Annotated in this window: 24 protein-coding genes and 1 pseudogene; 9 read left to right on the top strand and 16 right to left on the bottom strand. The window is 73.2% G+C overall.

The annotated features are described in order from the left end of the window. Nucleotides 1-110: 110 nt before the first annotated feature. From BOQ63_RS38175 to BOQ63_RS38165, 3 genes are all read left to right on the top strand, one after another. Nucleotides 111-1,328 (top strand): cytochrome P450, encoded by a 1,218-nt coding sequence (locus BOQ63_RS38175; RefSeq protein ID WP_030285142.1) that lies wholly within the window; start codon nucleotides 111-113, stop codon nucleotides 1,326-1,328. A 219-nt stretch (nucleotides 1,329-1,547) separates the two neighbouring features. After that, nucleotides 1,548-1,715 carry a hypothetical protein gene (locus tag BOQ63_RS38170; RefSeq protein WP_157881785.1) on the top strand — a complete coding sequence of 56 codons (168 nt, stop codon included), beginning with the start codon at nucleotides 1,548-1,550 and terminating at the stop codon, nucleotides 1,713-1,715. Nucleotides 1,716-1,814: 99 nt separating this feature from the next. Further along, a complete protein-coding gene (locus BOQ63_RS38165) occupies nucleotides 1,815-2,150 on the top strand; it encodes a hypothetical protein (protein WP_046385760.1) in 336 nt (111 codons plus the stop codon). Between the two features lie 84 nt (nucleotides 2,151-2,234). Here the strand turns inward: BOQ63_RS38165 and BOQ63_RS38160 are convergent, their stop codons facing one another. From BOQ63_RS38160 to BOQ63_RS38150, 3 genes are read right to left on the bottom strand one after another with little or no spacing between them, the layout of a single operon-like run. Continuing rightward, a complete protein-coding gene (locus BOQ63_RS38160) occupies nucleotides 2,235-2,519 on the bottom strand; it encodes a DUF427 domain-containing protein (RefSeq protein WP_030285137.1) in 285 nt (94 codons plus the stop codon). A gap of 53 nt (nucleotides 2,520-2,572) precedes the next feature. Beyond that, nucleotides 2,573-2,809, bottom strand: a complete 237-nt coding sequence (locus BOQ63_RS38155; protein ID WP_030285135.1) for a DUF6296 family protein — start codon at nucleotides 2,807-2,809, stop codon at nucleotides 2,573-2,575. A 44-nt stretch (nucleotides 2,810-2,853) separates the two neighbouring features. After that, nucleotides 2,854-3,090, bottom strand: coding sequence for a DUF2277 domain-containing protein (locus BOQ63_RS38150; protein WP_030285134.1), 237 nt, complete (start codon nucleotides 3,088-3,090; stop codon nucleotides 2,854-2,856). 169 nt (nucleotides 3,091-3,259) lie between these two features. On the opposite strand from BOQ63_RS38150, the gene BOQ63_RS38145 reads away from it, so the two are divergent. After that, nucleotides 3,260-4,501, top strand: a complete 1,242-nt coding sequence (locus BOQ63_RS38145) for an MFS transporter (RefSeq protein ID WP_030285132.1) — start codon at nucleotides 3,260-3,262, stop codon at nucleotides 4,499-4,501. A 36-nt stretch (nucleotides 4,502-4,537) separates the two neighbouring features. Here the strand turns inward: BOQ63_RS38145 and BOQ63_RS38140 are convergent, their stop codons facing one another. Next, on the bottom strand, nucleotides 4,538-5,794 hold the full coding sequence (locus BOQ63_RS38140; protein WP_030285130.1) for an alpha/beta hydrolase: 1,257 nt from the start codon (nucleotides 5,792-5,794) through the stop codon (nucleotides 4,538-4,540). A gap of 105 nt (nucleotides 5,795-5,899) precedes the next feature. On the opposite strand from BOQ63_RS38140, the gene BOQ63_RS38135 reads away from it, so the two are divergent. After that, nucleotides 5,900-6,358 (top strand): MarR family winged helix-turn-helix transcriptional regulator, encoded by a 459-nt coding sequence (locus BOQ63_RS38135; protein ID WP_030550111.1) that lies wholly within the window; start codon nucleotides 5,900-5,902, stop codon nucleotides 6,356-6,358. A gap of 26 nt (nucleotides 6,359-6,384) precedes the next feature. Here BOQ63_RS38135 and BOQ63_RS38130 read toward each other — a convergent pair whose 3' ends face one another. The 3 genes and pseudogenes from BOQ63_RS38130 to BOQ63_RS38120 form a co-directional block, all read right to left on the bottom strand. Beyond that, complete coding sequence (locus tag BOQ63_RS38130; protein ID WP_072656444.1) at nucleotides 6,385-6,903, bottom strand: gamma carbonic anhydrase family protein; 519 nt, start codon at nucleotides 6,901-6,903, stop codon at nucleotides 6,385-6,387. Between the two features lie 270 nt (nucleotides 6,904-7,173). After that, nucleotides 7,174-8,295: pseudogene (locus BOQ63_RS38125) on the bottom strand (serine hydrolase domain-containing protein); the annotation flags it as partial. A gap of 174 nt (nucleotides 8,296-8,469) precedes the next feature. Next, nucleotides 8,470-9,036 (bottom strand): DJ-1/PfpI family protein, encoded by a 567-nt coding sequence (locus BOQ63_RS38120; protein WP_030285115.1) that lies wholly within the window; start codon nucleotides 9,034-9,036, stop codon nucleotides 8,470-8,472. A gap of 331 nt (nucleotides 9,037-9,367) precedes the next feature. Between BOQ63_RS38120 and BOQ63_RS38115 the strand changes: the two genes are divergently transcribed. Continuing rightward, nucleotides 9,368-9,916: an RBBP9/YdeN family alpha/beta hydrolase gene (locus BOQ63_RS38115; RefSeq protein WP_030285113.1), complete on the top strand. Its 549-nt coding sequence runs from the start codon at nucleotides 9,368-9,370 to the stop codon at nucleotides 9,914-9,916. Between the two features lie 4 nt (nucleotides 9,917-9,920). Then, nucleotides 9,921-10,544 (top strand): hypothetical protein, encoded by a 624-nt coding sequence (locus tag BOQ63_RS38110; RefSeq protein WP_141763623.1) that lies wholly within the window; start codon nucleotides 9,921-9,923, stop codon nucleotides 10,542-10,544. A gap of 119 nt (nucleotides 10,545-10,663) precedes the next feature. On the opposite strand, the gene BOQ63_RS38105 is transcribed toward BOQ63_RS38110, so the two are convergent. The 4 genes from BOQ63_RS38105 to map form a co-directional block, all read right to left on the bottom strand. Continuing rightward, nucleotides 10,664-12,973: a transglycosylase domain-containing protein gene (locus BOQ63_RS38105; protein WP_072655813.1), complete on the bottom strand. Its 2,310-nt coding sequence runs from the start codon at nucleotides 12,971-12,973 to the stop codon at nucleotides 10,664-10,666. A 177-nt stretch (nucleotides 12,974-13,150) separates the two neighbouring features. Then, complete coding sequence (locus BOQ63_RS38100) at nucleotides 13,151-14,644, bottom strand: alpha/beta hydrolase (protein ID WP_072655812.1); 1,494 nt, start codon at nucleotides 14,642-14,644, stop codon at nucleotides 13,151-13,153. Nucleotides 14,645-14,837: 193 nt separating this feature from the next. Beyond that, nucleotides 14,838-15,263 carry an acyl-CoA thioesterase gene (locus BOQ63_RS38095; RefSeq protein ID WP_030285105.1) on the bottom strand — a complete coding sequence of 142 codons (426 nt, stop codon included), beginning with the start codon at nucleotides 15,261-15,263 and terminating at the stop codon, nucleotides 14,838-14,840. A 55-nt stretch (nucleotides 15,264-15,318) separates the two neighbouring features. Further along, nucleotides 15,319-16,086 (bottom strand): type I methionyl aminopeptidase, encoded by a 768-nt coding sequence (gene map, locus BOQ63_RS38090; protein WP_030550105.1) that lies wholly within the window; start codon nucleotides 16,084-16,086, stop codon nucleotides 15,319-15,321. A gap of 293 nt (nucleotides 16,087-16,379) precedes the next feature. Here map and BOQ63_RS38085 point away from each other — a divergent pair, with 293 nt between their 5' ends. Then, entirely contained in the window at nucleotides 16,380-16,649 is a 270-nt protein-coding gene (locus BOQ63_RS38085) for a helix-turn-helix domain-containing protein (protein WP_030285102.1), read from the top strand. A gap of 119 nt (nucleotides 16,650-16,768) precedes the next feature. Here the strand turns inward: BOQ63_RS38085 and BOQ63_RS38080 are convergent, their stop codons facing one another. Genes BOQ63_RS38080 through BOQ63_RS38070 form a run of 3 tightly spaced genes read right to left on the bottom strand, consistent with a single transcriptional unit; the run spans nucleotide 16,769 to nucleotide 20,035 of the window. Next, nucleotides 16,769-18,166, bottom strand: coding sequence for an ABC transporter substrate-binding protein (locus BOQ63_RS38080; protein WP_030285099.1), 1,398 nt, complete (start codon nucleotides 18,164-18,166; stop codon nucleotides 16,769-16,771). A 58-nt stretch (nucleotides 18,167-18,224) separates the two neighbouring features. Further along, a complete protein-coding gene (locus BOQ63_RS38075) occupies nucleotides 18,225-19,130 on the bottom strand; it encodes a carbohydrate ABC transporter permease (RefSeq protein WP_078867370.1) in 906 nt (301 codons plus the stop codon). Beyond that, complete coding sequence (locus tag BOQ63_RS38070; protein WP_030285095.1) at nucleotides 19,127-20,035, bottom strand: carbohydrate ABC transporter permease; 909 nt, start codon at nucleotides 20,033-20,035, stop codon at nucleotides 19,127-19,129. The genes BOQ63_RS38075 and BOQ63_RS38070 overlap by 4 nt, the downstream gene beginning before the upstream one ends. Nucleotides 20,036-20,225: 190 nt before the next feature. On the opposite strand from BOQ63_RS38070, the gene BOQ63_RS38065 reads away from it, so the two are divergent. After that, nucleotides 20,226-20,882: an SMI1/KNR4 family protein gene (locus BOQ63_RS38065; RefSeq protein WP_223886161.1), complete on the top strand. Its 657-nt coding sequence runs from the start codon at nucleotides 20,226-20,228 to the stop codon at nucleotides 20,880-20,882. Between the two features lie 60 nt (nucleotides 20,883-20,942). Here BOQ63_RS38065 and BOQ63_RS38060 read toward each other — a convergent pair whose 3' ends face one another. Beyond that, a complete protein-coding gene (locus tag BOQ63_RS38060; RefSeq protein WP_030285091.1) occupies nucleotides 20,943-21,704 on the bottom strand; it encodes an SDR family NAD(P)-dependent oxidoreductase in 762 nt (253 codons plus the stop codon). Further along, nucleotides 21,701-23,110: an MFS transporter gene (locus BOQ63_RS38055; protein WP_150476281.1), complete on the bottom strand. Its 1,410-nt coding sequence runs from the start codon at nucleotides 23,108-23,110 to the stop codon at nucleotides 21,701-21,703. Before BOQ63_RS38055 ends, BOQ63_RS38060 begins: the two co-directional genes overlap by 4 nt. Nucleotides 23,111-23,178: the final 68 nt, after the last annotated feature.

Raw genomic sequence — 23,178 nt, 5'->3', positions numbered from 1 at the left:
GGCCGCACGGCCCCACGACCGCACGACCTTACGCGGCCCAACGACCACGACCCCACGACCCACGAGGACACCGCGACACCAGCACACCGCGACGCGAGGAGACCCCCACCGTGACCACCACACCCACCGCCCAGGCCGTCCCCCTGCCGGCCCCGCACTCCAGCGGCTGCCCCTTCGCCCCGCCGCCGGCGTACACCGAGGCCGCCGCCACCGGCCCGATGACCCGCGCCGACCTGCCCGACGGCAGCTCGTGCTGGCTGGCGACCGGCTACGCCGAGGTCCGCACCGTCCTGTCCGACCGCCGCTTCAGCGCGGACGTGCGCCACCCGGCCTTCCCGCTGCTGGTCCCCGGCAGCCGGGAGACGCTGGTCACCGACAATCCGAGCTTCCTGCGGCTGGACGACCCCGAGCACGCCCGGCAACGCCGCATGGTCACCGGCGACTTCCTGGTCAAGCGGGTGGCCGCGCTGCGCCCGGACATCCAGCGGATCGTGGACGAGGCGCTGGACCGGATGACCGAGGGCCGCACCGAGGCCGACCTGGTCACCGAGTTCGCGCTCCCGGTGCCCTCGTTGGTGATCTGCCTGCTGCTCGGGGTGCCGTACGAGGACCGCGACCGCTTCCAGTTCCTGAGCCGCACCCTGCTCAGCCGGGAGAGCACCATGGAGCAGCTCAAGGCGGCCCGGGACGAGGTCCTGGAGTACCTGCGCACCCTGGCGGCCCGCAAGCGCGAGCAGCCGGAGGACGACATCCTCAGCAGGCTGGCCGTGCGGGACGACCTGACCCTGGACGAGATCGCCAGCACCGGGGTCCTGCTGCTGATCGCCGGGCACGAGACGACCGCGAACATGATCTCGCTGTCCACCGCCCTGCTGCTGGAGCAGCCCGAGCAGATCGCCAGGCTCGCCGACCCGGCCGCGCTGCCCGGCGCGGTGGAGGAGCTGCTTCGCCTGCTGACCATCGTGCACACCGGGCTGCCCCGGGTGGCGCTGGAGGACGTGGAGCTGGGCGGCGTGACGGTCCGGGCCGGGGAGGGCGTGATCGCGATGGTCTCCACCGCCAACCGGGACGAGGAGGTGTTCGGCGGCCCCGACCGGCGGCCCACCGACGAACTGGACCTGGAGCGCGACGCCCGCCGGCACATGGCGTTCGGCTTCGGCGTGCACCAGTGCCTGGGCCAGCCACTGGCCCGCGCCGAGTTGCAGATCGCCCTGGAGACCCTGTTCCGACGCCTGCCCGGCCTTCGGCTGGCCGTCACGCAGGGCGAGCGGGAGTTCCGTACGGAATCGTTCATCTACGGGATGCGGTCGCTGCCCGTGACCTGGTGAGCGCGACCGGGGCGCTGCTCGGGAGCGGCGGGCGGCGGGCGGCGGGGCGGCAGCGAGCGGCGGCGGTGGTCGCAGTGGCGGAAGTGGCGGGGGCGGGCGGGTCACCCGACTGGCCCCTGCACCGCGCGGGAGGCAGGCTGGAGGGGCGACAGACAGACCCGGTCCAGCCACGCCTCCGGCCCCGGCGTGCCGGGACCGGCCGAGGAGACGGAGCCCGCGATGACCGACATGAGCGAACGCTCCGAAGTGAGCAGCACCGCCCACGAGGAGGACGTCCGCGCCGCAGACCCCGAGGAGGGCATCACCTCGATGCAGAACCTGCACGCACAGGACACCTCCCCGGCAGAGGGCGACTCCACGCCGGACGAACCCGGCGCGAACAACTGACCGTCCGCCACACCGATCCGACCGCCCGGCGCGACCGGGCGGTCCCTGCGACCGCAGGTGTCGCTGCTCGGCGGCCCACCGGCGGGGGAGGATAGGCGCATGACCGAACACGATCAAACCAGCCGACAGGCCCGGCCGGCCGCGGACCCGCGAACCTCGTGGGCGACCTGGACCACCCAGTCGATCATCAGCGGCCCCGGCGGGGTCACCACCGCCGAGGTCGGGCCGATCTCCGGCGACCTCACCGTGCACACCACGTGGGTGGACGGCGAGGCCCGGCTGACCGTCCAGTACACCGGCGCGCTCGACTGGTACACGGTCTCCGGCAGTCCGGTGCCCGCGGCGGACGAGGCCACCGCGCGGGCCGTCCACCAGGCGATGGTGAACGGCGTCAAGGAGGGGCGCGGCGCGGTCGCCCCGCCCCCGGCCGTCTGACCAGGCCCCCGCTCCCGGTGCCCGACCGCTGCGGTCGGGCACCGGGAGCGGGGTGGTACGCCGGGAGCGGGGTGGTACGGGGCGCTATTCGGTGATCTCCACGCCGCGCCAGAAGGCCACCCGGCCCCGGACGTGCTCGGCCTCGGGCTTCGGGTCGGCGTAGTACCAGGCGGCGTCCGGGTTGCTCTGCCCGGCCACCTCCAGCGTGTAGTAGTTGGCGGTGCCCTTCCAGCCGCACACCGTGGTGGTGTCGGACGGTCGCAGGAACTCGGCCCGGACGGAGTCGACCGGGAAGTAGTGGTTGCCCTCGACGACGACGGTGTCCTCGCTCTCGGCGACGACGGTTCCCTGCCAGATCGCTGTGGTCATGGGGCGATTGTGCCCCACGCCCCGCCCCGCGGGCGGGCGTTCGAGGGCAGACCCTAGGGCAGCGGGTGGGCGTGCACCGGCATGTGCGGACTCTGCTGGCCGCCACTGGCGAGCATCCGCACCTCGCCCGCGTCACTGATCTCGGCCCGGACGATGCCGGTGTCGTCCTCGTACACGGGGTGCCCGCCCGGACCCTTGGCATCGGTCCGAGCGACCACGACCACGTCCTGCGGGGCCTGGGTACCCGGCGTACCGGGGAAGGTGAGGGCGTAACGGTTGGCGGGGTTCATCACCGGCTCCTGCTCCCTGTGGGCGGCCCGTACGCGCCGGGCGCTCAGACGGTGGCCTCGGCGGCCCGGGCGTGCGAGCCGCGGATCTCCAGCTCGTCGAGCAGCCTGGCGGTGGCTTCGGCGACCGCGTCCACGGCCCGGTCGAAGGCCTCGCGGTTGTGCGCGGCCGGGGCGCGGAAGCCGGAAACCTTGCGGACGTACTGCAGCGCGGCGGCGCGGAAGTCCTCCTCGTCGGCGTCCGGTGTCACGGGCGGTCGCAGCGTCTTGATGTTGCGGCACATGTCCCCAGTCTCCCGCGCCGCGGCCGCATCGGCGACCTCCTCCGGTCAGCCGACCCCCGTTCGTCACACAGGGCTCACGGGGGTGTCATCCGACCCGATTAGGATGCCCGGTGAACGAATCCCCCGCCGCGTGCCGTCCCGGCGCGGGCATCACCCCGGAGTCACCCCCTTGCCCCTCGCGCTGTTCGCGCTGGCCGTCACCGCTTTCGCCATCGGCACCACCGAGTTCGCCGCCATGGGGCTGCTCCCCCAGGTCGCCGACAGCCTGCACGTGTCCATCCCGCAGGCGGGCTGGCTGATCTCCGCCTACGCGCTGGGGGTGGTGGTCGGCGCGCCGCTGCTCACCGCGCTGGCCGCCGGGAGGCCCCGCAAGGCCGTCCTGGTGGCGCTCGCCGGGCTGTTCGCGACCGGCAACCTGTTGTGCGCGCTGGCCCCCGACTTCTGGACCCTGGCCGCCGCCCGGTTGATCACCGGACTGCCGCACGGCGCCTTCTTCGGGGCCGGCGCGGTGGCCGCCGCCGAGTTGGTGGCGCCGGACCGGCGGGCCCGGGCGGTCGCGGTGATGTTCTCCGGACTGACCGTCGCCAACATCGTCGGCGTCCCGGCCGCCACCCTGCTCGGCCAGCACCTGGGCTGGCGGGCGACCATGCTCGTGGTGGTGCTGATCGCCGCCGCCGGGACGCTCGCCATCGCCCGGCTGGTGCCCGTCCTCCCCTCCCCCGCCCAGTCCGGACTGCGGCACGAACTGCGGGCCTTCCGCAGCGGGCAGCTGTGGCTGGCGCTGGCCACCGTGGTGCTCGGCTGCGGCGGACTGTTCGCCTGCTACAGCTACATCTCGCCGCTGCTCACCGAGGTCTCCGGGTACGCGAGCGGCTCGGTGACCCTGGTGCTGGCACTGTTCGGCGTGGGGATGACGATCGGCAACGTGCTCGGCGGGTTCGCCGCCGACCGGGCGCTGCGTCCGACCGTCTGCGCGGCCTTCGTGCTGCTCTCGGCCGCCCTGGCACTGCTCGCGGTGACCGCGCACGCCCGCTGGTCGGCGGCCGTCACGGTGGTGCTGATCGGCCTGTTCGGCTTCGCGATCGTCCCGGCGGTGCAGACCCTGGTCATGCAGAAGGCGCGCAGCGCGCCCACCCTGGCCTCGGCGACGGTGCAGGGCGCCTTCAACCTGGCCAACGCCCAGGGGGCCTACTTCGGCGGGCTGGCGCTGGACGCCGGGTTCGGCTGGACCTCGCCGACCCTGGTGGGCTCGGGCCTGGCCGCCTCAGGCGCCGTCGTCGCGGTGCTGGCCTGGGCCGCCGACCGGCGCCCGCCGGCCCCCGCGCCGGTGGAACCGGCGGCGGTGGAACCGGCGGCGGTGGAACCGGCGGCGGTGGAACCGGCGGACGCGACCCTGGCCCCGGCGCCGTAGCCCGGCCGCCCGGCGAACTCCGCCGTGGTCCGGCCCTCAGCCCCGGCGGAGTTCGCCGAGCGCCGACGGGGCCGCGCCGAGCCACCAGGAGGGATCGGCCGTGCCGTCGGTGGTGCGCCCGTCGCGGTGGACGTAGTGGCGCACGTCGCGGCCCGGGTCGGCGAACTCGCCGCCGAGGGCGCGCTCCAGCCACTCCGCGCCGAAGCGGAAGGCCTCGGCCGCCACTCCGCCCAGCGGGTGGAACTCGTCCTCGTAGACCCGCAGCTCCTTCGGCGCCCGGATGCGCTCGAAGCTCTCCAGGGCCTGGCCGAGGTCGGTCAGCTCGTCGAACTCGCCGATGCCGTACAGCACCGGGCAGGTGATGTCGGCGACCAGGTCGCCGAGCGGCATCCGGTGGGCGAGGTCCCGGTCGAAGGCCTCCTCGTCGGTGTACCCGGCCATGTACATGTAGTTGTTCTTGAAGGTCGGCTGGGCGCGCTCGAAGATCGTCGCGAAGTCCCCGGTGACAGCCTCGAAGGCGGCGAGCGCGGCCAGCCGGCGGTCGGTGGCGGCGGCCCGGGAGCCCCAGTAGCCGCTCATCGAGATGCCGAACATGCCGATCCGCTCCGCGTCCACCTCCGGGAGCGAGGACAGGTGGTCGAGGTAGCGGCCGATCGCCCGCTCGTAGTTGCCGAGGTCGACGGTCAGTCCGCCGGCCCGGCTCTCACCCTGGCCCGGGCCCTCGATGGACAGCGCGACCATGCCCCGCGAGGTGTAGTACCGCTCGGCCGCCCAGATGTAGTCCTCCTTGATCATGTCCATCCCCGGGCCGAGGATGACGGCGGGCGCGTTCTCGACCGGGCCGGCCGGCAGGTGCAGCAGAGCGAAGATCCGTGAGCCCTCGAAGTCCAGCACCACTCGCCGGACCCGCCCGTCGCGCAGGGCGCCCAGCCGCTCCACGCAGTGGTTGGCGTGGGCGCGCATGGCCGCCTTGCGCGGATCGGCGGCGTCGAAGATCGAGTACTGCGCCCGGCCCCACATCACCGCCGCCCGCAGGTAGAGGTCGGCGGCGGTCTGCGCGAAGCCCCCGCGCTCGTGGTGCGCGGCGCGCTCCTCGGCCTGGCCGGCCACCGTGGCCCACGCCTTGGGCAGCATCGCACCGCTCCTGACCAGCGCGAACACCTTCGCGAAGTCGGTGTGGTCGTGGCCGAGCTGTTCCATGGTCCCGACAGCCTCGGGATGCAGGGCGTCGAAGCCGCCCTGGGCGAGGGCGATGTCCAGGGCCCAGCTCTGGCCGGTCGAACGGATGGTCATGACGGTCTCCTCTCGGAGAGGGATAGATAAGTACTTAGTGATTAAGTACTTATTCATTAAGTACTGAGGCTAGGCTGCTGTCAACCCACCGAGGAGGAACCGCCCATGACCGAGCCGCCGCCCACGCCCGGACGCGCCCAGGCGCTCGACCGCCTGGCCCGCGCCGCCTACCGCCTCAGCGCCGCCGACGCCCGACTGCGCGGCCGCGCCACCCGCACCCCGGGGGCCCTCTCCCTCACCCACGCCCGGGCCCTGCGCACCCTGGCCGACCGGGGGCCGCTCACCATCACCCAGCTCGCCGCCGGCACCGAGACCACCGGCGCCGCCACCACCCAGCTGGTGAACGGCCTGGTCAGTGCCGGTTACGTCACCCGCACCCGGCCACCCGAGGACAAGCGCTCCGTCCTGGTCGCCCTCACCGAAGCGGGCCGCGACCGCCACCGGCAGCGCCAGCAGGCCCTGGCCGAGGCCCTGCACAGCGACCTCGGCGACTACGACGAGGAGGCCCTCGACCGGGCCGCCGAGGTACTGAACCGGCTGTCCGCCGTCTACGACCGGCTGTAGCGGCCGCGGGAAGCGTCGGACCGGCCTCAGATCTGCCGGTGGGCCTCGGCGAGCAGGAGGTAGCCCTCCCCGTTGGCCTTGATGCCGCCCTTCTCCTCCTCGGTCAGCGGGCGCCGGACCTTCGCCGGGACGCCCGCGACCAGGGAGCCCGGCGGCACGTCCATGCCCTGGGTGACCACGGCGCCGGCGGCCACCAGGGATCCCGCGCCGATCCGGGCGCCGTTGAGGACGGTGGCGTTCATCCCGACCAGGACGTCGTCCTCGACGGTGCAACCGTGCAGCACCGCGTTGTGGCCGACCGAGATGCGCTCGCCGACCACCAGCGGGAAGCCGGGGTCGGCGTGCAGGGTGCAGTTGTCCTGGATGTTGCTGCCCGCGCCGACGGTGATCGACTCGGCGTCGCCGCGCAGCACCGCGCCGTACCAGATGCTCGCGCCGGCGGCGACGGTGACGTCACCCACGACGACGGCGTTGGGGGCGAGGAAGGCGCCGGGGTCGACGGCGGGCGCCTTGCCTCCCACGGTGGCGATCAGCGGTTCTGCCATGGCTCTCGTCCTCCTGGCGGCGGTCGACGGTCTGTCGCCGGTCAGCGTAGGGGGCCGGTCACCGCGCGGTGCGGGCGAGGTCGGATGCGGGGCCCGGTACGGCGGAGAGGCCCGGTACGGCGGAGGTGCGAGCGCCGGGGCCTGGGGGCCGCACAGGGCGATGCCGGTCAGCTTGTCCCAGGCGGCGTTGGCGGCCGTCCCGTCCCTGACGTCGTAGACGGTGATCGAGGCGGCGAACTGACGCCTGCCGTCCGCCGAGCCGAGCATCAGGGTGCTGTAGCCGGGGATGCCGCCGGCGTGGCCCCAGAAGGTGCCGCACGGGGTGTCCACGCGCTGGAGGCCGAGGCCGTAGTTCCGACCGCCGCCGATCCGGCTCGTCCGCTGCATCTCGGCGAGTTGGGCCGGGGGCAGCAGACGTCCGCCGAGCAGGGCGGCGATGAAGGTGGTGAGGTCGGCGGTGGTGGAGATGCCGGCGCCTGCGGAACCGGCCATCGAGGGGTCGAGCAGGGTGACGTCCACCGGGCCGGTGGCCGTTCTGAGGTAGCCGTGGGCGTGCGGGCCCGGCACGAAGGGCGAGTTGCCGGGCATCGTGGTGCCGGTGAGGTGGAGCGGGCGGATGATCCGGCGGGTGACCTCCTCCTGCCAGCTGTGGCCGGTGAGCTTCTCGATGATCATCCCGATCAGCACGAAGTTGGTGTTGGAGTAGGCCCAGTCCTGGCCCGGAGGGAAGGCCGGCGGGTACCTGTTCGCGATGTCGACCAGGTCCTGGAGGGAGTACGGCTGGAAGCGGCGGTCGGTCAGCCAGTCCGGGTCGTTGGGCTCGAAGGCCGGGTCCTGGGTGTAGTTGGCGACGCCGCTGGTGTGGTCGAGCAGCTGCCGGACGGTGATCGCGGTGCTGTTGGGGACGACGCCGGGCAGCAGGCACTCCAGCCGGTCGTCGAGGTCCAGCCGCCGATCGCCGACGAGTTGGAGCAGGGTGGTGGCGACGAAGGTCTTGGTGGCGCTGCCGATCCGGAAGCGGCCGTCGGGGTCGGCGGGCCGGCCGCCGCCGAGGGCGGCGACACCGGAGGCGTTGCGCCAGAGCAGTCGGCCGTCCTCGCGGACCGCGCCGAGGGCCGAGGTCGCGTAGCCGGGGCCGGTGAGGCCGGCCAGGGCAGAGTCCGCGGCGGCCCAGCCGGCGCGGCCCTCGGCGGAGTCCGTCCGGTCGGCGCGGTCCGCGGCGGTGAGGTGGAGGGCGCCGTGGCAGCCGGAGGCCGGTGAACGGTCGGCGGCCTGGGCGACGGCGGCCGGGGCGAGGGTGGCCAGCAGGCCCGCGCCGGCGGCGATCGTGACGGCGGCGCGCAGCACCGGCCGGCGGAACCGGCGGCGGGGGGCGGTCGGATCGGCGGTCATGCCGTTCTCCCTGGTTCGAGGCCACCGGAGTCCCCACAACTCCGACCGTTCAGAAGGCTGTTGACAGCATGGCAGGGCGATCGGCGGCGGTCATCGGCCTGGAGGAGGGCGCGCGCCCCTGACCGCGCCCCGGAGCCGTACCCCGAGATTCCTCGGGGTACGGCTGGACGGCGATCAGCTGAGCGGGGCCTTGGTGCGCAGGACCTCGATGAAGGCCCGCAGCCACGCCGGGTGGTCGGGCCAGGCCCGGGCCGAGACGACCACGCCGTCCACCACCGCCTCGCCCTCCACGAACTCGGCGCCCGCCGCAGTGATGTCCGGGGCGAGCGCCGGGTAGGCGGAGGTGCGGCGGCCGTCGAGCAACCCGGCGGCGGCGGTGATCAGCGGGCCGTGGCAGATCTGGGCGACCGGTTTGTCCCCCTCGAAGAAGTGCCGGGCGATCCGCTGCACGTCCGGGTCGTTGCGCAGGTACTCGGGAGCGCGGCCGCCAGGGATGACCAGGGCGACGTAGGCGGCCGGGTCGACGTCGGCCAGGGCGAGGTCGGCAGGCCAGGTGTAGCCGGGCTTCTCCGTGTACGTGTCGTAGCCGTCCACGAAGTCGTGCACCACGAACTGCAGGCGCTTCCTCGTCGGGGCCGCGATGTCGACCTGGTAGCCCTCCTCGCGCAACCGCTGGTACGGGTAGAACACCTCCAGCGACTCGGCGGCGTCCCCGGTGACGAGCAGGATCTTCGATGTCATCGCCGACATCCCTCCACGTGATCGAGCGTCAGGCCTGGTGCCGGCCCGGGCGGTGGTCGCCGCAGCTCGTGCCCGGTCCAACCTCCCCTACCGGCCCAGCCGTTGGCAACACGGCGCACCGGGCGTACGGCGGCGCGGCACCCGGCTCGCGCGCCGGTCGCGAGCCGTGCGCGCCGGGTGCGGCGGCAGGTGCGGCGCCCGGCTGCGGCGCCGGAGCGGGCGCGGCCTAGACTCTCGTGCCGACCGTCCACCGACCGTCCATCGACCGCCCCCGTCCGCTCACCGGACGTCCATCACCCGCAGCCCGTCCGACCGCCTCCCGGAGGAGCCCATGCCTGACCGGATCACCTACCTCGTCGTCCCCGGCTACCAGAACTCCGGCCCCGCGCACTGGCAGACCCGCTGGGAGGCGGCCGAGCCGGAGGCCTTCCGGCGGGTCGAGCAGGCGGACTGGGACCACCCGGAGCAGCAGGACTGGGCGGCCCGGGTGGACGCGGCGGTGGCGGCGGCCGCCGTCGAGGGGCCGGTGGTGCTGGTCGCGCACAGCCTGGGCTGCATCACGGCGGCCCGCTGGGTGGCGGGGGCGTCCAGCGAGCGGACCGCCGCCGTGCGGGGCGCGCTGCTGGTCGCCCCGGCGGACGTCGACACCGCCGAGGTGCCGGAGCTGCTGGGCTTCCGGCCCGTGGCGCTGGAGCGGTTCCCGTTCCCGACGGTGGTGGTCTCCTCCACCGACGACCCGTGGGTGACTCCGGCCCGGGCCCGGGAGTTCGCGGCGGCCTGGGGCGCCCGCCACGTCGAGGCGGGGGCGTACGGGCACCTCAACTCGGAATCGGGGCTGGGCGACTGGCCGGAGGGCCGGAAGCTTCTCGCGGAGCTGTGACCACATGACCGGGGGGACGATGAACGAATGCCGGACCAGCCGGACACCACGAGCCAGGCGCGCCCTCATCCGGGTGCTGCTGGCCTGCGGGGCGGTGGCCGTCCTGCTGTACACCGAGGGGCAGTGGGAGAGCCGCTCGGGCGGCCTGATGCTGGTCGCCGACCTGTTGAACCGGCCGGAGCTGCTGCTCGGCGGCGCGCTGGCCGCGCTGATCGCCGCCGCCTGGCTGAGCGACCGCCGCACCGCCGTACGGGCGGCCTCCCGGGCGGTCACGGTGACGGCCGGGGTGGTGTTCCTGCTCGGCGCGCTGGCCGCGCACAAGGTGTCGGCGGCCGAGACCCGCAGCCGGGAGGACGCCCCGGCCGGCGCGCAGCGGACCCTGGTGGTGGTGCACCGCTCGTACGGCTCCGGATCGCAGGCCGGCGAGCACTGGCATGTGCTGCTGGAGAGCGGCGAGGGCTGGTCGGCCCGGCGCTGGCTGCTGGCTGACGTCGGCGGCGCACCGGACGGCGCCCGGCTGGTGGAGGCCAGTTGGACCGGGCGGGAGCAGATCACCGTGGTCACCGACTCCTACCGGCGGGTGTTCAACCTCGACCAGGACAGCGGCGAGCCGGTCGAGGCGCGGTAGGACACCGGTTCGGGGCGGTGGCGCCGTCACGGGCGCGGGACGGCGCCGCCCTCAACGCACTGCAACCGGCCGCCCCGCCTGAGCACGGGCGCCCAGGCGGGCGGCGGCCGTCGGGGGGCTCACGGGTCCGAGGGGTCCCCGGGGTCCGGCGGGGTGGTCGGGGTGTAGCGGCCGGACGGGGCGCCGGTGGACGGGTTGGTGCCGTGCGGCCGCCCGGTGCTCCCCGGGCCGGGCGCCCCGGTGCAGGTGGCCTGGCCGGGCGGGGTGCCGGGGGTGGCGCAGCCGGGGTCGTGCTTGACCGGGTCCGGGATGTAGACGGTGGTGAACTCCTTGTCGGCCATGGTGCGGACGGCGTCGCTCATCGCCTTCTGCCAGATCGGCCCCGGGCCGGTCGCTCCGAACACCTCGGCCTGGTACTGGCCGCCGATCCGGATGTTGCGCATCGGCACCTTGGTACCCGGGCTGCCGAGCCAGACCGAGCCGGCCAGGTTGCCGGTGTAGCCGGTGAACCAGGCGGACTTCTTCTCGTCCGTGGTGCCGGTCTTGCCGGCGATCTGGCGGTCGTCGTCCAGCCGGAGGTCGCGGGCGGTGCCGCCCTTCTCGGTCACGCCCAGCAGCACGCTGTTGATCACGTCGGCGGTGTCGGTGGACATCACCTGGTTGCAGCGGGCCGGCGGCACCGGGACGTCCTTGCCGTCCACCGTGGTGATCCGGTTGATCGCCAGCGGCGCGCAGTAGTCGCCCCGGGCGGCGAAGGTCGCGTAGACGTTCGCCATGGTCAGCGGGCTGACCTCCTGGGTGCCGAGGCCGAGGGCCGGCACCTCCTGGAGCGGGTCGCCGCTCGCCTTGCCCGTCACGCCCAGCTTGTTGGCCATCTGCTTGACGGCGCAGAGCCCGATCTCCTGCTCCATCTGCACGAAGTAGGTGTTCACCGAGAGCGCCATCGCCTGCTTGAGCGCGTACGGGCCCTTCTCGCTCGGGCTCTCGTTGGGGATGACCCCGTCCTTCCTGCCCTTGTTGAGGTTCTTCCAGGTGCCGTCGCAGGTCGTCATCGTCGGCCAGTCCATCCGGTTCGGCGAGTCGTACTGCTGGGTGGCCGGCAGCCCGGCCTCGAGGGCGGCGGCGGCCACGATCGGCTTGAAGTTGGAGCCGGGCTGGAAGCCGACGCCCCCGCCCATCGCCGCGTCCACGTTGAGGTTGACGACGGTCTGGTTCCTCTCCTTCGCCAGCCCGTAGGGGCGGGTCTGGGCCATCGCGAGGATCTTGCCGGTGCCGGGCTCGACCATCGTCATCGCCGCCGAGACCGGGTCGGTGACGTACACCTTGGTGGAGACGGCGTTCTGCGCGGCGGCCTGCTTGTCCGGGTCGAGGGTGGTGTAGATGTTCAGCCCGCCGGTGTCCCAGAGCTTCTTGCGGTCGGCGGCGCTCTTGCCGAAGGCCGGGTCCTGCTTGACGACGTGCCGCACGTAGTCGCAGAAGAAGCCCATCCCGGCCTGGGCGGTGATGCAGCCGTTCTGCGGGTCGCGGTAGTCGAGGCCGAGCGGGGCGGCCTTGGCCTCCTTGGCCTGCTCGGCGGTGATGTGCTTGTTCTCGACCATCTTGTCGATGACGGTGTCCCGGCGCTTCTGGGCGGCCACCGGGTGCAGCTTGGGGTCGTACTGGGACGGGTTCTGCACCAGCCCCGCGAGCATCGCCGCCTCGGGGAGGGTGAGGTCCTTGGCGTCCTTGCTGAAGTAGCGCTCGGAGGCGGCCTGGATGCCGTACGCCTGGTGACCGTAGAAGGTGATGTTCAGGTAGTTGGTGAGGATCTGCTCCTTGGGGAGGTCCTCCTCCAGCTTGATGGCGTACCGGAGTTCCTGGATCTTGCGGCCGAGGGTCTTGCGCTGGGCCTCGCGCACCGCCACCGGATCGTCCCCGGCCATCTCGACGTTGACGTTCTTCACGTACTGCTGGGTGAGGGTGGAGGCGCCCTGCACGGCGGCACCGCTCTCGGCGTTCTTGGTGATCGCCCGCAGGACGCCCTTGAGGTCCACCGCGCCGTGCTCGTAGAAACGCGCGTCCTCGATGTCCACCTGGGCCTTGCGGATCAGCGGCGACATCTGCTCGGCGGTCAGCACGGTGCGGTCGCGCTCGTAGACCTTGGCGATCAGGCCGCCCTTGGCGTCGTAGATCTGGGTGGCCTGGGTGAGCGGCGGGGTCCTGAAGTCGTCGGGGATGCTCTCGAAGCCCTCGGCGCCGTTCTTGGCGCCGAGTCCGACCGCGCCGGCCCCCGGGAGGATCAGGCCCGCCAGGAGGACGCCGCCCAGCACGCTGGAGCCGAGGAAGGTGGCCGCATGGCGCAGGATTCCGAGCGGGGTCTGTCGGCGCCGGGGGCGCGGTACCCAGGTGTCGCCCGGGTCCGGGGCAGGTATGCGGCTCTTCGGTGACATAGTTCGAACATTAAGGCCGTGAATCCCGGTGGCGGGCGGCGTGTTGGCGAACTATTGTCACAAAATCGCGACAGGTTCGACTCATGTGCGGGAGCCGAATGGAGGTCCACGAAGGGACAAGGGCCGTTCGTCCACAGCCCGTTGTCTCCCCCGTGTCAACCTCCCACCCGCCCGGGATCAGCCCGCAGGGCAGAACACGTCCTCGCTCGGGCGACGGCCCGTCACCAGGAAGTCCGTCACCGCCGCGTCGCCGCAGGCGTTCCCGTTCGCCAGGTAGACGTCGTGGCCGCCGGAGTCCACGGTGACCATCCGGGCCCGGTCACCGAAGGCGGCACGCAGCTTGAGCGCGCCCCCGTACGGGGTGGCCGGGTCGCGCAGGTTCTGCGCCAGCAGGACGTTCGCCGGGCCCCGTTCGGTCACCCGCACCGGCGGCTCGGCGGCCTTGAACGGCCAGAAGGCGCACGGCATCGCGTTCACCGGCATGCCCGCGGTGAGCGGACGGGCGGCGCGGTCGGCGGCGACGTCCTTGACGTAGCCGGCCGGGTCGGCGGGCCAGCTGACGTCGTTGCAGAGGGTGCCGACGGAGACGGCGGTGGTGTTCTGCACCGCCTGCTCAGGGGGCAGGACCGGGGCCGGCAGTGGCCGGCGGCCGAGACCGGCCAGCATCAGCCGGGCCAGATCGGGGAACTTGGCGTCGGCGTAGAGGCTGGTGAGCATGGTCTCCCGCAGCACGTTGCCGTTCAGCTCGGCCGGGTTGGCGCCCGGCCAGGGCAGCGGTGCCCGGTCCAGCCGGTCGGCGAGGTCGAGGAAGAGCGGACGCACCTGCTCCGGCGTGTCCGCGACCCGGTCCGGATTGCCCGGCGCGGAGGCCCACTTGGCGAAGTCGGGGAAGCGGTCCTCCGCCCCCTGGCCGAAGGCGGCCAGCCAGCCGCGGCCGACCCGCGAGGGGTCCGGATCGTCGTTGCTGTCCAGCACGATCCGGTCGGTGTGCCCGGGGAACATGGTGGCGTAGACGGCTCCCGCGTAGGTGCCGTAGGAGGTGCCCCAGGCGGAGAGCTTGCGCTCGCCGAGGGCCTGGCGGATCCGGTCGATGTCGCGGGCCTCGTTGGCGGTGGAGATGCTGCGCAGCACCGGGCCGCCGTTGCGGGCGCAGGTTTCGGCGATCCGGCGTTCGGTGGCGAGGTTCGCGTCGATCGAGCCGTCCGCGGCGGGCCAGGGCCGCAGCTTGACCATCGCCAGGTCCGGGGTGTCCAGGCCGCAGCTGACCGGGGTGGAGCGGCCGACACCGCGCGGGTCGAAGCCGACCAGGTCGAAGCGGTCCAGAACGGACTGCGGGAGACGCTTGACGGCGCTCGCGGGGATGCCGAGTCCGGAGCCGCCGGGCCCGCCGGGAACGGTCAGCAGCACGCCGCGGCGCAGGCCGGGCTTGGCGGTGGCGATCCGGGAGACGGCGAGCGTGATCTGTTGGCCGCCCGGGTCGTGGTAGTCCAGCGGGACGGTGACGGTGGCGCACTGCTGACGGGGGTCGGCCTGGCCCTGGCAGGCGGACCAGTCGAGGTGGTCCCGGCCGGGGAGCCCCTGGTCCGCCGCGGCGGGCAGGGCGGTGAGCACGGAGACGGCGAGGGCGGCGGCCACGGTGGCCGCGGCGGTACGACGGATGGTGTTCGACATGCACAGGAGTCTGCTGTGACAGTGGACCTGGGACCATGCGGGCAGCTGCCCGGCCGGGGGTGGGGTAATCCCCCCGGCGGGCCGTTCGACGTGACGTGCGCGCCGCGGGCACGCACGTGGGGCACGCATGGCGGCGGGCACGCGCGGGGCAGGCACGCAGGTGACGGGCACACGCGGCGGGCCCGTGGAGGCGTCAGAGGCCGAGCAGCGCCGGGTCCGAGGCGAGGGCGCGCAGCGGCTCGCGCGGGTCGGCGACCAGCCGGCGCGCCGCCAGGTCGAGGATGCCGCCCACCCCGGTGATCTCCGCGGCCGGCACGCCGTCCTCGCGGGTCAACCGCTGCACCACCTGGAAGGTCTTGCCCTCCCGCCAGCCGAACGCGCAGCTGATCTCCACCGTGTCCCCGGCGCGCAGCTCCCGCAGGTACTTCACCGTGGTCTCCAGCACCACCGGGCCGACGCCCTCGGCGAGCAGGTCGGCCTGGCGGATCCCGGCCGCCTGGAGGTACTCCCAGCGGGCGTGCTCGGCGTACTGCAGGTAGACGGCCTGGTTGAGGTGGCCCTGGGTGTCGGTCTCGTAGCCGCGCACGGTGACCCGCGTGGTGAAGTCCTGATCGGTCATGCCCCGCACGGTACTCCGGCCGGACGGGGGGCACGCCGTGGCGTCCGTCACCCCGCTACGGCAGCGTGAGGATCTGCGGGCCGTCCTCGGTGACGGCGACGGTGTGCTCGACGTGGGCGGCGCGGGTGCCGTCGGTGGTGCGCAGGGTCCAGCCGTCGGGGTCGGTGTCGTACTCGTCGCGGCCGCCGGCTGTCAGCATCGGCTCGATGGCCAGCACCAGTCCCGGGCGCAGCGGGTAACCCCGGCCCGGGCGGCCCTCGTTGGGGACGTGCGGGTCCTCGTGCATCCGGCGGCCGATGCCGTGGCCGCCGAAGCCGTCGAGCAGCCCGTAGCGCCCGGCGCGGGCGGACCTGCCGATGGCGTGGGCGATGTCACCGATCCGGTTGCCGACCACGGCCGCGGCGATCCCGGCCTCCAGCGAGCGCCGGGCGGCGGCGATCAGTTCGTCGTCCTCGGGGCGGGCGGCGCCGACGGTGAAGCTGACGGCGGAGTCGCCGCACCAGCCGTCCAGCACGGCGCCGCAGTCGATGCTCACCAGGTCGCCGTCGCGCAGCCGGTAGCCGTTCGGGATGCCGTGCACCACCGCGTCGTTGACGGAGGCGCAGATGACGGCCGGGAAGGGCACGGGCGCGAAGGACGGCCGGTAGCCGAGGAACGGCGAGCTCGCCCCGGCGGCGGTGAGGACGCCGCGCGCCACCTCGTCCAGCTCCAGCAGGCTGACGCCCACGGCGGCCTCCCGCTGCACGGCCGCCAGCGCGTTGGCGACGACCCTCCCGGCCTCGCGCATCGCGGCGAGGGCGGTGTCCGACTTGAGTTCGACCATGGTGAATCACTCCCCTGGAACCAATTCTTATACCGGTATTTGTATCACGGTCGAGGGTCGACGAACTCCACCCGGTGGTCCGACCCCCGGGCAGCGAGTACCGGTCGTGCTACGGCATGGGGCCCGAGGTCTTCGGCTCCTGCACCCAGACGCGGGGGTCGACCAGCGTTGTGCCCTGCCTGGCCCTCAACACCGACCGGCCGGGCGGCCCCGTGCCGCTCCCCAACCGGCCCGCGGCCTACGAGGTGCCGCGGTCGCACCAGGCATGTCAGGCACGCCGTAGACTCGACGGCATGGTGAGGACTCCGCTGACCCCGTGGGAGCGCGAGCGTGGGGAGCGCTTCGGGGCGCTGCTGCGCGAGGCGCGTGGTGAGCGCAGCATGGTCGAGGTGGCGGCGGTGGCCGGCGTCTCGGCGGAGACGCTGCGGAAGATCGAGACGGGCCGGGCGCCGACGCCGTCGTTCTTCACCATCGCCGCGTTGGCCTTCGCGCTGGACCTTTCGCTGGACGAGCTGGCGGGCGCGTGCGTGCTGCCCGAGGACGGCGAGGCGCTCTCGGCCTGATCGGGCCCGACGGCGTTACGACGCAACGGCGCGGCGGCGTTACGGCGCGAGGGGGGTGACGGCGACGGCCCGCCGGACGCGCGGTGCACGGGGCGGGCCGTCGTACGGGACGGGCAGGGTCAGCCGACCGAGCTGTTGTAGCTCTCGATCGCGGGCTGGAGAGCCTTGGCCGCGTCGGAGAGGGCCTGCTGGGCGGTCTTGCTGCCGGCGATGGTCTGCTCGATCGCCGTCTCCACGCCCTTGCGGGCCTGCGGCATCACGCCGAGCAGGCAGCCGGCGGTGGCCGGGGTGGGCTTTGTGGCCTTCAGCTGGTCGATGGCCGTCTGGAACTGCGGGTACTTGGCCACCCACTCCTTGTCCTCGGGGTCGTCCAGGGACTTCTTGTTGACCGGGAAGTAACCGGTGCCGGTGTGCCACGCGGCCTGCTGCTCGGGGCCGGTCAGGAACTTCTCGAACTCCCAGGCGGCGCGCTTCTCGGCGTCCGAGTGGCCGGGGCCGCTGATCCACAGCGATGCGCCGCCGATCGCCGGGCCGCCCTGGTCGGCGGCGGTGACCTTGGGGAACGGGGCGGTGCCGACCCCGAACTTGGCGGCCTCGGTGTAGCCGCGCAGCACGCCGGTGGACTCCAGGTGCATCGCGACCGTGCCGGACTTGAAGGCGGCCTGGGCGTCGTCGGTGACCCGGCCGGTGTTGGCCGCGTAGCCGCCCTTGACCAGGTCCGCCCACCACTGGACGATCTGTGCGCCCTGGGCGGAGTCGAACACGACCTTGCCCGCCTTGTCGCTGCGCCCGTTGTCGTTGTCGCAGTACATGGTGCCGGACTCGGCGATCAGCTCCTCGACGAACCAGCCGTAGACGGCGGCGCCGAAGCCGTAGCGGACGGTCTTGCCGTCGGCGTCCTTCTTGGTGAGCTTCTTCGCCAGGTCCGCCAGCTCGTTGAGGTCCTTGGGCGGCTGGGCCGGGTCGAGGCCGGCCTCCTTGAAGGCGTCCGTGTTCAGGTAGAGCAGCGGCATCGAGGAGTTGAACGGCATCGAGACCAGCTTGCCGTTGGCCGAGTAGTAGTTGCGGATGTTGGGGTCGAGGTCGTCCAGCGAGTAGCCGTCCTTGTCGGCGAAGGCCTGGGCGGGGACGGTCTGCCTGGAGTCGATCATGAACCGGGTGCCGATGTCGTAGACCTGCACCAGGGCGGGGGTGCCCTTCTGCTGCACCGCGGCCTTGTACTTGGTGACCAGCTCGTCGTACTTGCCCTGGAACTGCGCCTTCACCTCGATCCTGCCCTGGTGGGCCGCGTTGAACTGGCTGACCAGCCCGTTCAGCACGTCGGCGTTCTTGCCGGTCATCGAGTGCCAGAACTCGACGGTGGTCACGCCGGAGGCCTGGTCCAGCGCCTGGGCCCCGGGGGCGTCGGCGGAGCCGCCCGAGCCGGCACCGGAGCCGGAGTCGCCGGAGGAGCCGCAGGCGGTCAGGGACAGGCCCGCCACCAGCAGGGCCGCGAGCGCGCGCGCACTCTTCTTCACGAGGGGTTCTCTTTCTTCCGAGGACGGGAGACGGGCGTGAACGGGACGGCGGAGCGGCTCAGCGGACGGCGCCCGCGGTGAGGCCGCGGACGATGAACCGCTGGCCGAAGACCACCAGGGCGAGGGTGGGCAGCAGGGAGAGCACGACGCCGGCCAGGATCAGCCCGGGGTCGGCCATCTCCGAGTCGCGCAGCGAGGTGAGGCCGATCTGCAGGGTCTGCATGTCGGCCGTACGGGTGATGATCAGCGGCCAGAAGTACTGGTTCCAGGCCGACAGGAAGACGTAGATCGACAGCGCGGCCAGGGCCGGCTTGTTCAGCGGGACGACGATCCGCCACAGGAACCGCCAGTGGCCCGCCCCGTCGATCCGCGCCGCGTCGCGCAGTTCGCCGGGCAGCTGCCGGAAGGCCTGGCGCAGCATGAAGGTGCCGAAGCCGGAGGCCAGGAACGGCAGGACCAGGCCGAAGTAGGTGTTGCCGAATCCCCAGTCCGACAGCGTCAGGTAGTTGGGGATGATGATGGCCTCCCAGGGGACCATCAGGGTGGCCAGGAACACCCCGAAGACCACGGCCCTCGCCTTCAGCGGCAGGAAGACGAAGGCGTACGCGGCCAGGATCGAGGTGAACAGCTGGGCGACGGTGATCGCGGTGGCCGTGATCGCCGAGTTGGCGTACTGCCGGAACAGCGGGATGGTGTCCACGGCGCCGGAGAAGTTCCGGCCGGTGACCGAGTGCGGCACCAACGCCGGTGGGTAGGAGGAGAGTTCGGACGGGCCCATGAAGGCGCCGGCGATCGCGTAGTACACCGGGAAGGCCACGGTGACCAGGGCGACGGCCAGCAGCAGGTGGACGGCGGCGCGGCCCAGCAGGTCGCGCGGGGAGCGCCCGGCGAGCAGCCGGGGGCGGGGGCGGGGTGCGTCGGCCTTCTGCGCTTCGGCCTCGGATTCGGTGGCAAGAGTGCTCATGCGTAGTGCACCTTCCGCTCCAGGACGCCGAACTGGACGGCCGTGCAGGCGAGGACGACCACCAGCAGCACCACGGCCTGGGCGCTGGCCGTGCCGAAGTCGCTGGAGTTGTAGGCGAAGGCCTTCTCGTAGACCGAGTAGACGAGGGTCCGGGTGGAGCCGTCCGGCCCGCCCTTGGTGAGGATGTGGATCTGGCCGAAACTCTGCAGTGCGTGGACGGTGGAGACCACCGTCAGGAAGAACAGGTTCGGACCGAGCATCGGGACGGTGATCGAGCGGGACAGCCGCAGACCGGAGGCGCCGTCGATGCGGGCCGCCTCGACGATCTCGCCGGGGATCGAGGCGATGCCCGCCGAGAGCACCAGCACGTTGTAGCCGAGGTTCATCCACACCGTGGTCAGGGCCACCGACACCAGGGCGTAGCGGGAGTCGGTGAGCCACCCGACCGGGCCGAGGCCGACGTGCGAGAGCAGGCCGTTGAGCACCCCGCTGGCGGGGTTGAAGAACACCGCGAAGACCACCGAGGCGCTGGCCACCGAGAAGGCGAAGGGCAGCGCGAAGGCGGAGCGCAGCAGCCGTACGCCCCGGATCCGGTTCTCCAGCAGCAGCACCAGCACCAGTGCGCCGAGCACCCCCGGCACCACGGTGAGCAGGGTGAACAGCCCTGTGGTGACCAGCGTCCGGCCGAAGTCGGCCGAGGAGAGCAGGTCGGTGTAGTGCTTCGCCCCGACGTAGCGGGAGGGCGCGCCGAAGAGGTCGTTGGCGTGCCCGCTCAGGTAGATCGTCCGCCCCAGCGGGTAGCCGATGAACAGGGCGAAGACCACCAGGGAGGGCAGCAGGAAGGCCCAGGCGAGCCCGTGCTCGCCCCAGCGGCTCCTGCGTGCGGTGTGCGGTGCGGTCGGCATCTGGCGCGCGTCCGCCTTTCGTGTGTCGGTTCCGGCCGAAACCGTGTCCTGCCCGAACGACGGCGCGGGAACCCCGTAGTGATCGACCGGTGTCCTCGGGATTACGCGTTCGCGTCAGATTCGGCCGGTCGTGCGCCGGCCAGGGTTCGGGGCCCCGGGCGATGTCAGCGGGACCTCGTACCGTGCACGGGTGAACGACACGGATTTCGACATAGGCGCCGCGATGGCCGGAACCCTGCGCGGCGGCCGGGGGGACGCCTGGGCCCTCGTCCGGGGCTTCGCCGCGTACTGGGGCGAGCCGCTGACACCCGAGGACGGCTTCACCGACGCCGATCTGGACGCGGCCGAGCAGCGGCTCGGGCTGCGACTGCCGGTGGCGCTGCGGGAGACGTACCGGCTGTTCGGGCGCCGGGCCGACCTCACCAGCTCCCAGGACGTGCTGCTGACGCCGGACGAACTCCACCTGCTGGACGGCGCGCTGGTGTACCGCACGGAGAACCAGGGCTGCGACCACTGGGGCGTGCTGCTGGACGACCTGGCGCAGGAGGACCCGCCGACGGTGGCCCGGCCGGACCTCGCGGACAAGTCGCAGGAGCGCTGGGAGCCCTGGGAAGAGCGCTTCTCGACGGCGGCGGCGGTGATGGCGATGAGCGAGAAGCTGCTGGAGGACGACGAGTTCGGTGTCTTCTACGAGGCCGGCGACGAAGTCCCGGACGGCCTGGTGGAGCTGCCGGCCCTCGGCCGCGACTTCCGGTGGTTCGCGGGGCCGGACGTGCTGGTGCTGCTGGTCGAGGAGTCCTTGATGGTTGCCCGGGCCCGTACCGAGGACGCCCTGGACGCGCTGTAGTACCGCAAAGTGGCCTCAACCATCCTGGCACACCGGGAGGTTGAGGCCACAGCGGATCACTCAGGCGGTGACGCCGCCGTCCAGCACCAGGTCCGCGCCGACGGTGTAGCCCGCCTCCGGCGAGGCCAGGTACAGCACGGCTGCGGCGATCTCCGCGATCGCGCCGGAACGGCCGACCGGCACCTCGGACTTCATCCGGTCGCTCTTGTCCGCGTCGCTCTCGCCGGGCCGGGACGACATCGGGGTGTCCACCGGTCCCGGACTGACGGTGTTGATCCGCACGCCCTCACCGATGTGGTCGCGGGCGGCGGCGCGGGTGAGCGCGGTGACCGCGGCCTTGCTGACGGCGTAGGCGCCGACGCCCTCCAGTCGCCGGTGGACGCCCAGGTTGGACGAGACGTTGACGATCGCGCCGCCGCCGTGCGCCCGCATGTGGCCGATCTGGTGCTTCATCGCCAGCAGGGTACCGGTCACGTTGATCTCGACGACCCGCCGGAACTCGTCCTCGTCGATCTCGGCGACCGGGCCCGCCGCGCCGAACACCCCGGCGTTGTTGACGGCGACGTCCAGTCCGCCGAACCGCTCGACGGTCTCCCGGACCAGCCGGGCCGCGTCGGCACTGTTCGTCACGTCGCCGGTCAGCGCGACGGCCTTGCCACCGGCCGCCTCGATCAGCGCGACGGTCTCGGCCAACGGGCCGGCGCCGCGCCCGGCGACCGCGACCCGGGCTCCCTCCCGGGCGAAGGCGAGCGCGATGCCCCGCCCGATGCCGCTGCCGCCGCCGGTGACCAGGACGGACTTGTCGGCGAAACGCGTGCTCATGAGCTGAACTCCTTGATTCGAGTGGTGTGTTCAGGGGTGGTGGTCGGGTTGGTCCGGGGCAGGGCGCCGACCGCGACCGCGGTCAGTGCCAGGCCCGCGGCGGCGGCCGCGAAGGCCGTGGCGTAGCCGCCGACGGTGGTCGGCCGGGTGGCGGCGAGCGCCATCAGGGCGGCCAGTCCGGCGGTGGGGCCGAGCTCCATGGCGGTGTTGAGGACGCCCGCAGCCAGGCCGGTCCGTTCGGGTGCCACGCCGCCGGTGGCCAGGACGGCCGCTCCGGCGAAGGAGGCGGCGGCTCCGGCGGGCAGCAGGAGCAGTCCGGGCAGCAGCCCGGTGGGGTAGGAGCCGGCGGGGTCGAGCCCGGCCAGCAGGGCGAGTCCGACGCCTTCCAGCGCGAGGCCGGCGGCCGTGACCGGCACCGGCCCGAACCGGGCGGTCAGCGGGCCGGCCAGGCGGCCGGAGAGCAGCAGGGCGGCCGCGTACGGCAGGAAGGCGGCGGAGGTCTCGGCCGCGCTCCAGCCGCGCAGTTGCTGGAGGTAGAGCGAGAGCAGGACGAAGGCCAGAGCGGTGCCGGCGGAGGTCGCCATCACGGCGACCAGCGCGGTGACCCTGGTCCGGTCCGCGAGGAAGCCGGGCGGCAGCAGCGGGTCGGCGGTGCGGCGTTCGGCGGCGGCGAAGGCGAGCAGCAGGAGCAGTCCGGCGCCCAGCGGCGCGAGCACCTCGGCGGTCCGCCAGCCGTGGTCGGTGGACGCCACCAAGGCGTAACTCGCCGCGCAGAGACCGGCGGTGGCGAGGGCCGCGCCGCGCAGGTCGAGCGCCGGACGGCGGCCGGACGGGGCGGGGGCAGCGGCGGGCAGCGAGCCGGAGCGGCCGAGGCCGGCCAGGGCGACCAGGACGGGCACCGCGAACAGCCAGCGCCACGACATCGCGGCGGCGACCGCGCCCGACACCACGCTGCCGGTCGTCGCGCCGATCACCGAGAGGCCGCCCCAGGTGGCCATCGCCCTTCGGTAGTCGGCGGGTCGGGGGTACAGTCGGCGGACCACCGCGACCGCGGCCGGGGCGGCGAGCGCCGCACCGGCGCCCTGGACGAAGCGGCCGGCCAGCAGGACGGGGTAGCCGGGCGCGAGGGCGCAGGCCACCGAGGCAGCGGCGAGCAGCGCCAGGCCCCACCGCAGCATCGGGCGGCCGCCGTGACGGTCCGTCAGTCGCCCGCCGAGCAGCAGCAGCGCGGCGAAGGAGAGCCCGTACGCGGCGCTGAGCAGCAGCACCTCGGACGAGCCGAGCCCGAGCTCCCGGGCGACCAGGGGAAGTGGCACGGTGAGGATCATGATGGCGAAGATCAGCACGGCCTGGACGACACCGAGCAGTGCGAAACTCGCCCGGGCCGGAGGCACGGCGATGCTCATGGAACTCCCCCCAATGTCAAACTTTTAAGACCGTTCGGTCCAGAATAAGGACAGCAGACGGCTCCGGC

This window comes from Streptomyces viridifaciens, from assembly GCF_001888885.2.
Taxonomy (GTDB): domain Bacteria; phylum Actinomycetota; class Actinomycetes; order Streptomycetales; family Streptomycetaceae; genus Kitasatospora; species Kitasatospora aureofaciens.
Note: the sequence above shows the minus strand (reverse complement) of the source record. Positions and strands in the feature narration are given on the sequence as shown.

Bases quoted from the DNA above. Each gene is read 5' to 3' on its own strand.
- BOQ63_RS38140 (WP_030285130.1), bottom strand. From the start codon at position 5,794: ATGACCATCCGTTCGACCGGCCAGAGCTGGGCCCTGGACATCGCCCTC.
- BOQ63_RS38170 (WP_157881785.1), top strand. From the start codon at position 1,548: ATGACCGACATGAGCGAACGCTCCGAAGTGAGCAGCACCGCCCACGAG.
- BOQ63_RS38165 (WP_046385760.1), top strand. From the start codon at position 1,815: ATGACCGAACACGATCAAACCAGCCGACAGGCCCGGCCGGCCGCGGAC.
- BOQ63_RS38070 (WP_030285095.1), bottom strand. From the start codon at position 20,035: ATGCCGACCGCACCGCACACCGCACGCAGGAGCCGCTGGGGCGAGCAC.
- BOQ63_RS38060 (WP_030285091.1), bottom strand. From the start codon at position 21,704: ATGAGCACGCGTTTCGCCGACAAGTCCGTCCTGGTCACCGGCGGCGGC.
- BOQ63_RS38115 (WP_030285113.1), top strand. From the start codon at position 9,368: ATGCCTGACCGGATCACCTACCTCGTCGTCCCCGGCTACCAGAACTCC.
- BOQ63_RS38085 (WP_030285102.1), top strand. From the start codon at position 16,380: ATGGTGAGGACTCCGCTGACCCCGTGGGAGCGCGAGCGTGGGGAGCGC.
- BOQ63_RS38055 (WP_150476281.1), bottom strand. From the start codon at position 23,110: ATGAGCATCGCCGTGCCTCCGGCCCGGGCGAGTTTCGCACTGCTCGGT.
- BOQ63_RS38130 (WP_072656444.1), bottom strand. From the start codon at position 6,903: ATGGCAGAACCGCTGATCGCCACCGTGGGAGGCAAGGCGCCCGCCGTC.
- BOQ63_RS38095 (WP_030285105.1), bottom strand. From the start codon at position 15,263: ATGACCGATCAGGACTTCACCACGCGGGTCACCGTGCGCGGCTACGAG.
- BOQ63_RS38120 (WP_030285115.1), bottom strand. From the start codon at position 9,036: ATGACATCGAAGATCCTGCTCGTCACCGGGGACGCCGCCGAGTCGCTG.
- BOQ63_RS38105 (WP_072655813.1), bottom strand. From the start codon at position 12,973: ATGTCACCGAAGAGCCGCATACCTGCCCCGGACCCGGGCGACACCTGG.
- BOQ63_RS38135 (WP_030550111.1), top strand. From the start codon at position 5,900: ATGACCGAGCCGCCGCCCACGCCCGGACGCGCCCAGGCGCTCGACCGC.
- BOQ63_RS38150 (WP_030285134.1), bottom strand. From the start codon at position 3,090: ATGTGCCGCAACATCAAGACGCTGCGACCGCCCGTGACACCGGACGCC.
- BOQ63_RS38110 (WP_141763623.1), top strand. From the start codon at position 9,921: ATGACCGGGGGGACGATGAACGAATGCCGGACCAGCCGGACACCACGA.
- BOQ63_RS38155 (WP_030285135.1), bottom strand. From the start codon at position 2,809: ATGAACCCCGCCAACCGTTACGCCCTCACCTTCCCCGGTACGCCGGGT.
- BOQ63_RS38160 (WP_030285137.1), bottom strand. From the start codon at position 2,519: ATGACCACAGCGATCTGGCAGGGAACCGTCGTCGCCGAGAGCGAGGAC.
- map (WP_030550105.1), bottom strand. From the start codon at position 16,086: ATGGTCGAACTCAAGTCGGACACCGCCCTCGCCGCGATGCGCGAGGCC.
- BOQ63_RS38075 (WP_078867370.1), bottom strand. From the start codon at position 19,130: ATGAGCACTCTTGCCACCGAATCCGAGGCCGAAGCGCAGAAGGCCGAC.
- BOQ63_RS38100 (WP_072655812.1), bottom strand. From the start codon at position 14,644: ATGTCGAACACCATCCGTCGTACCGCCGCGGCCACCGTGGCCGCCGCC.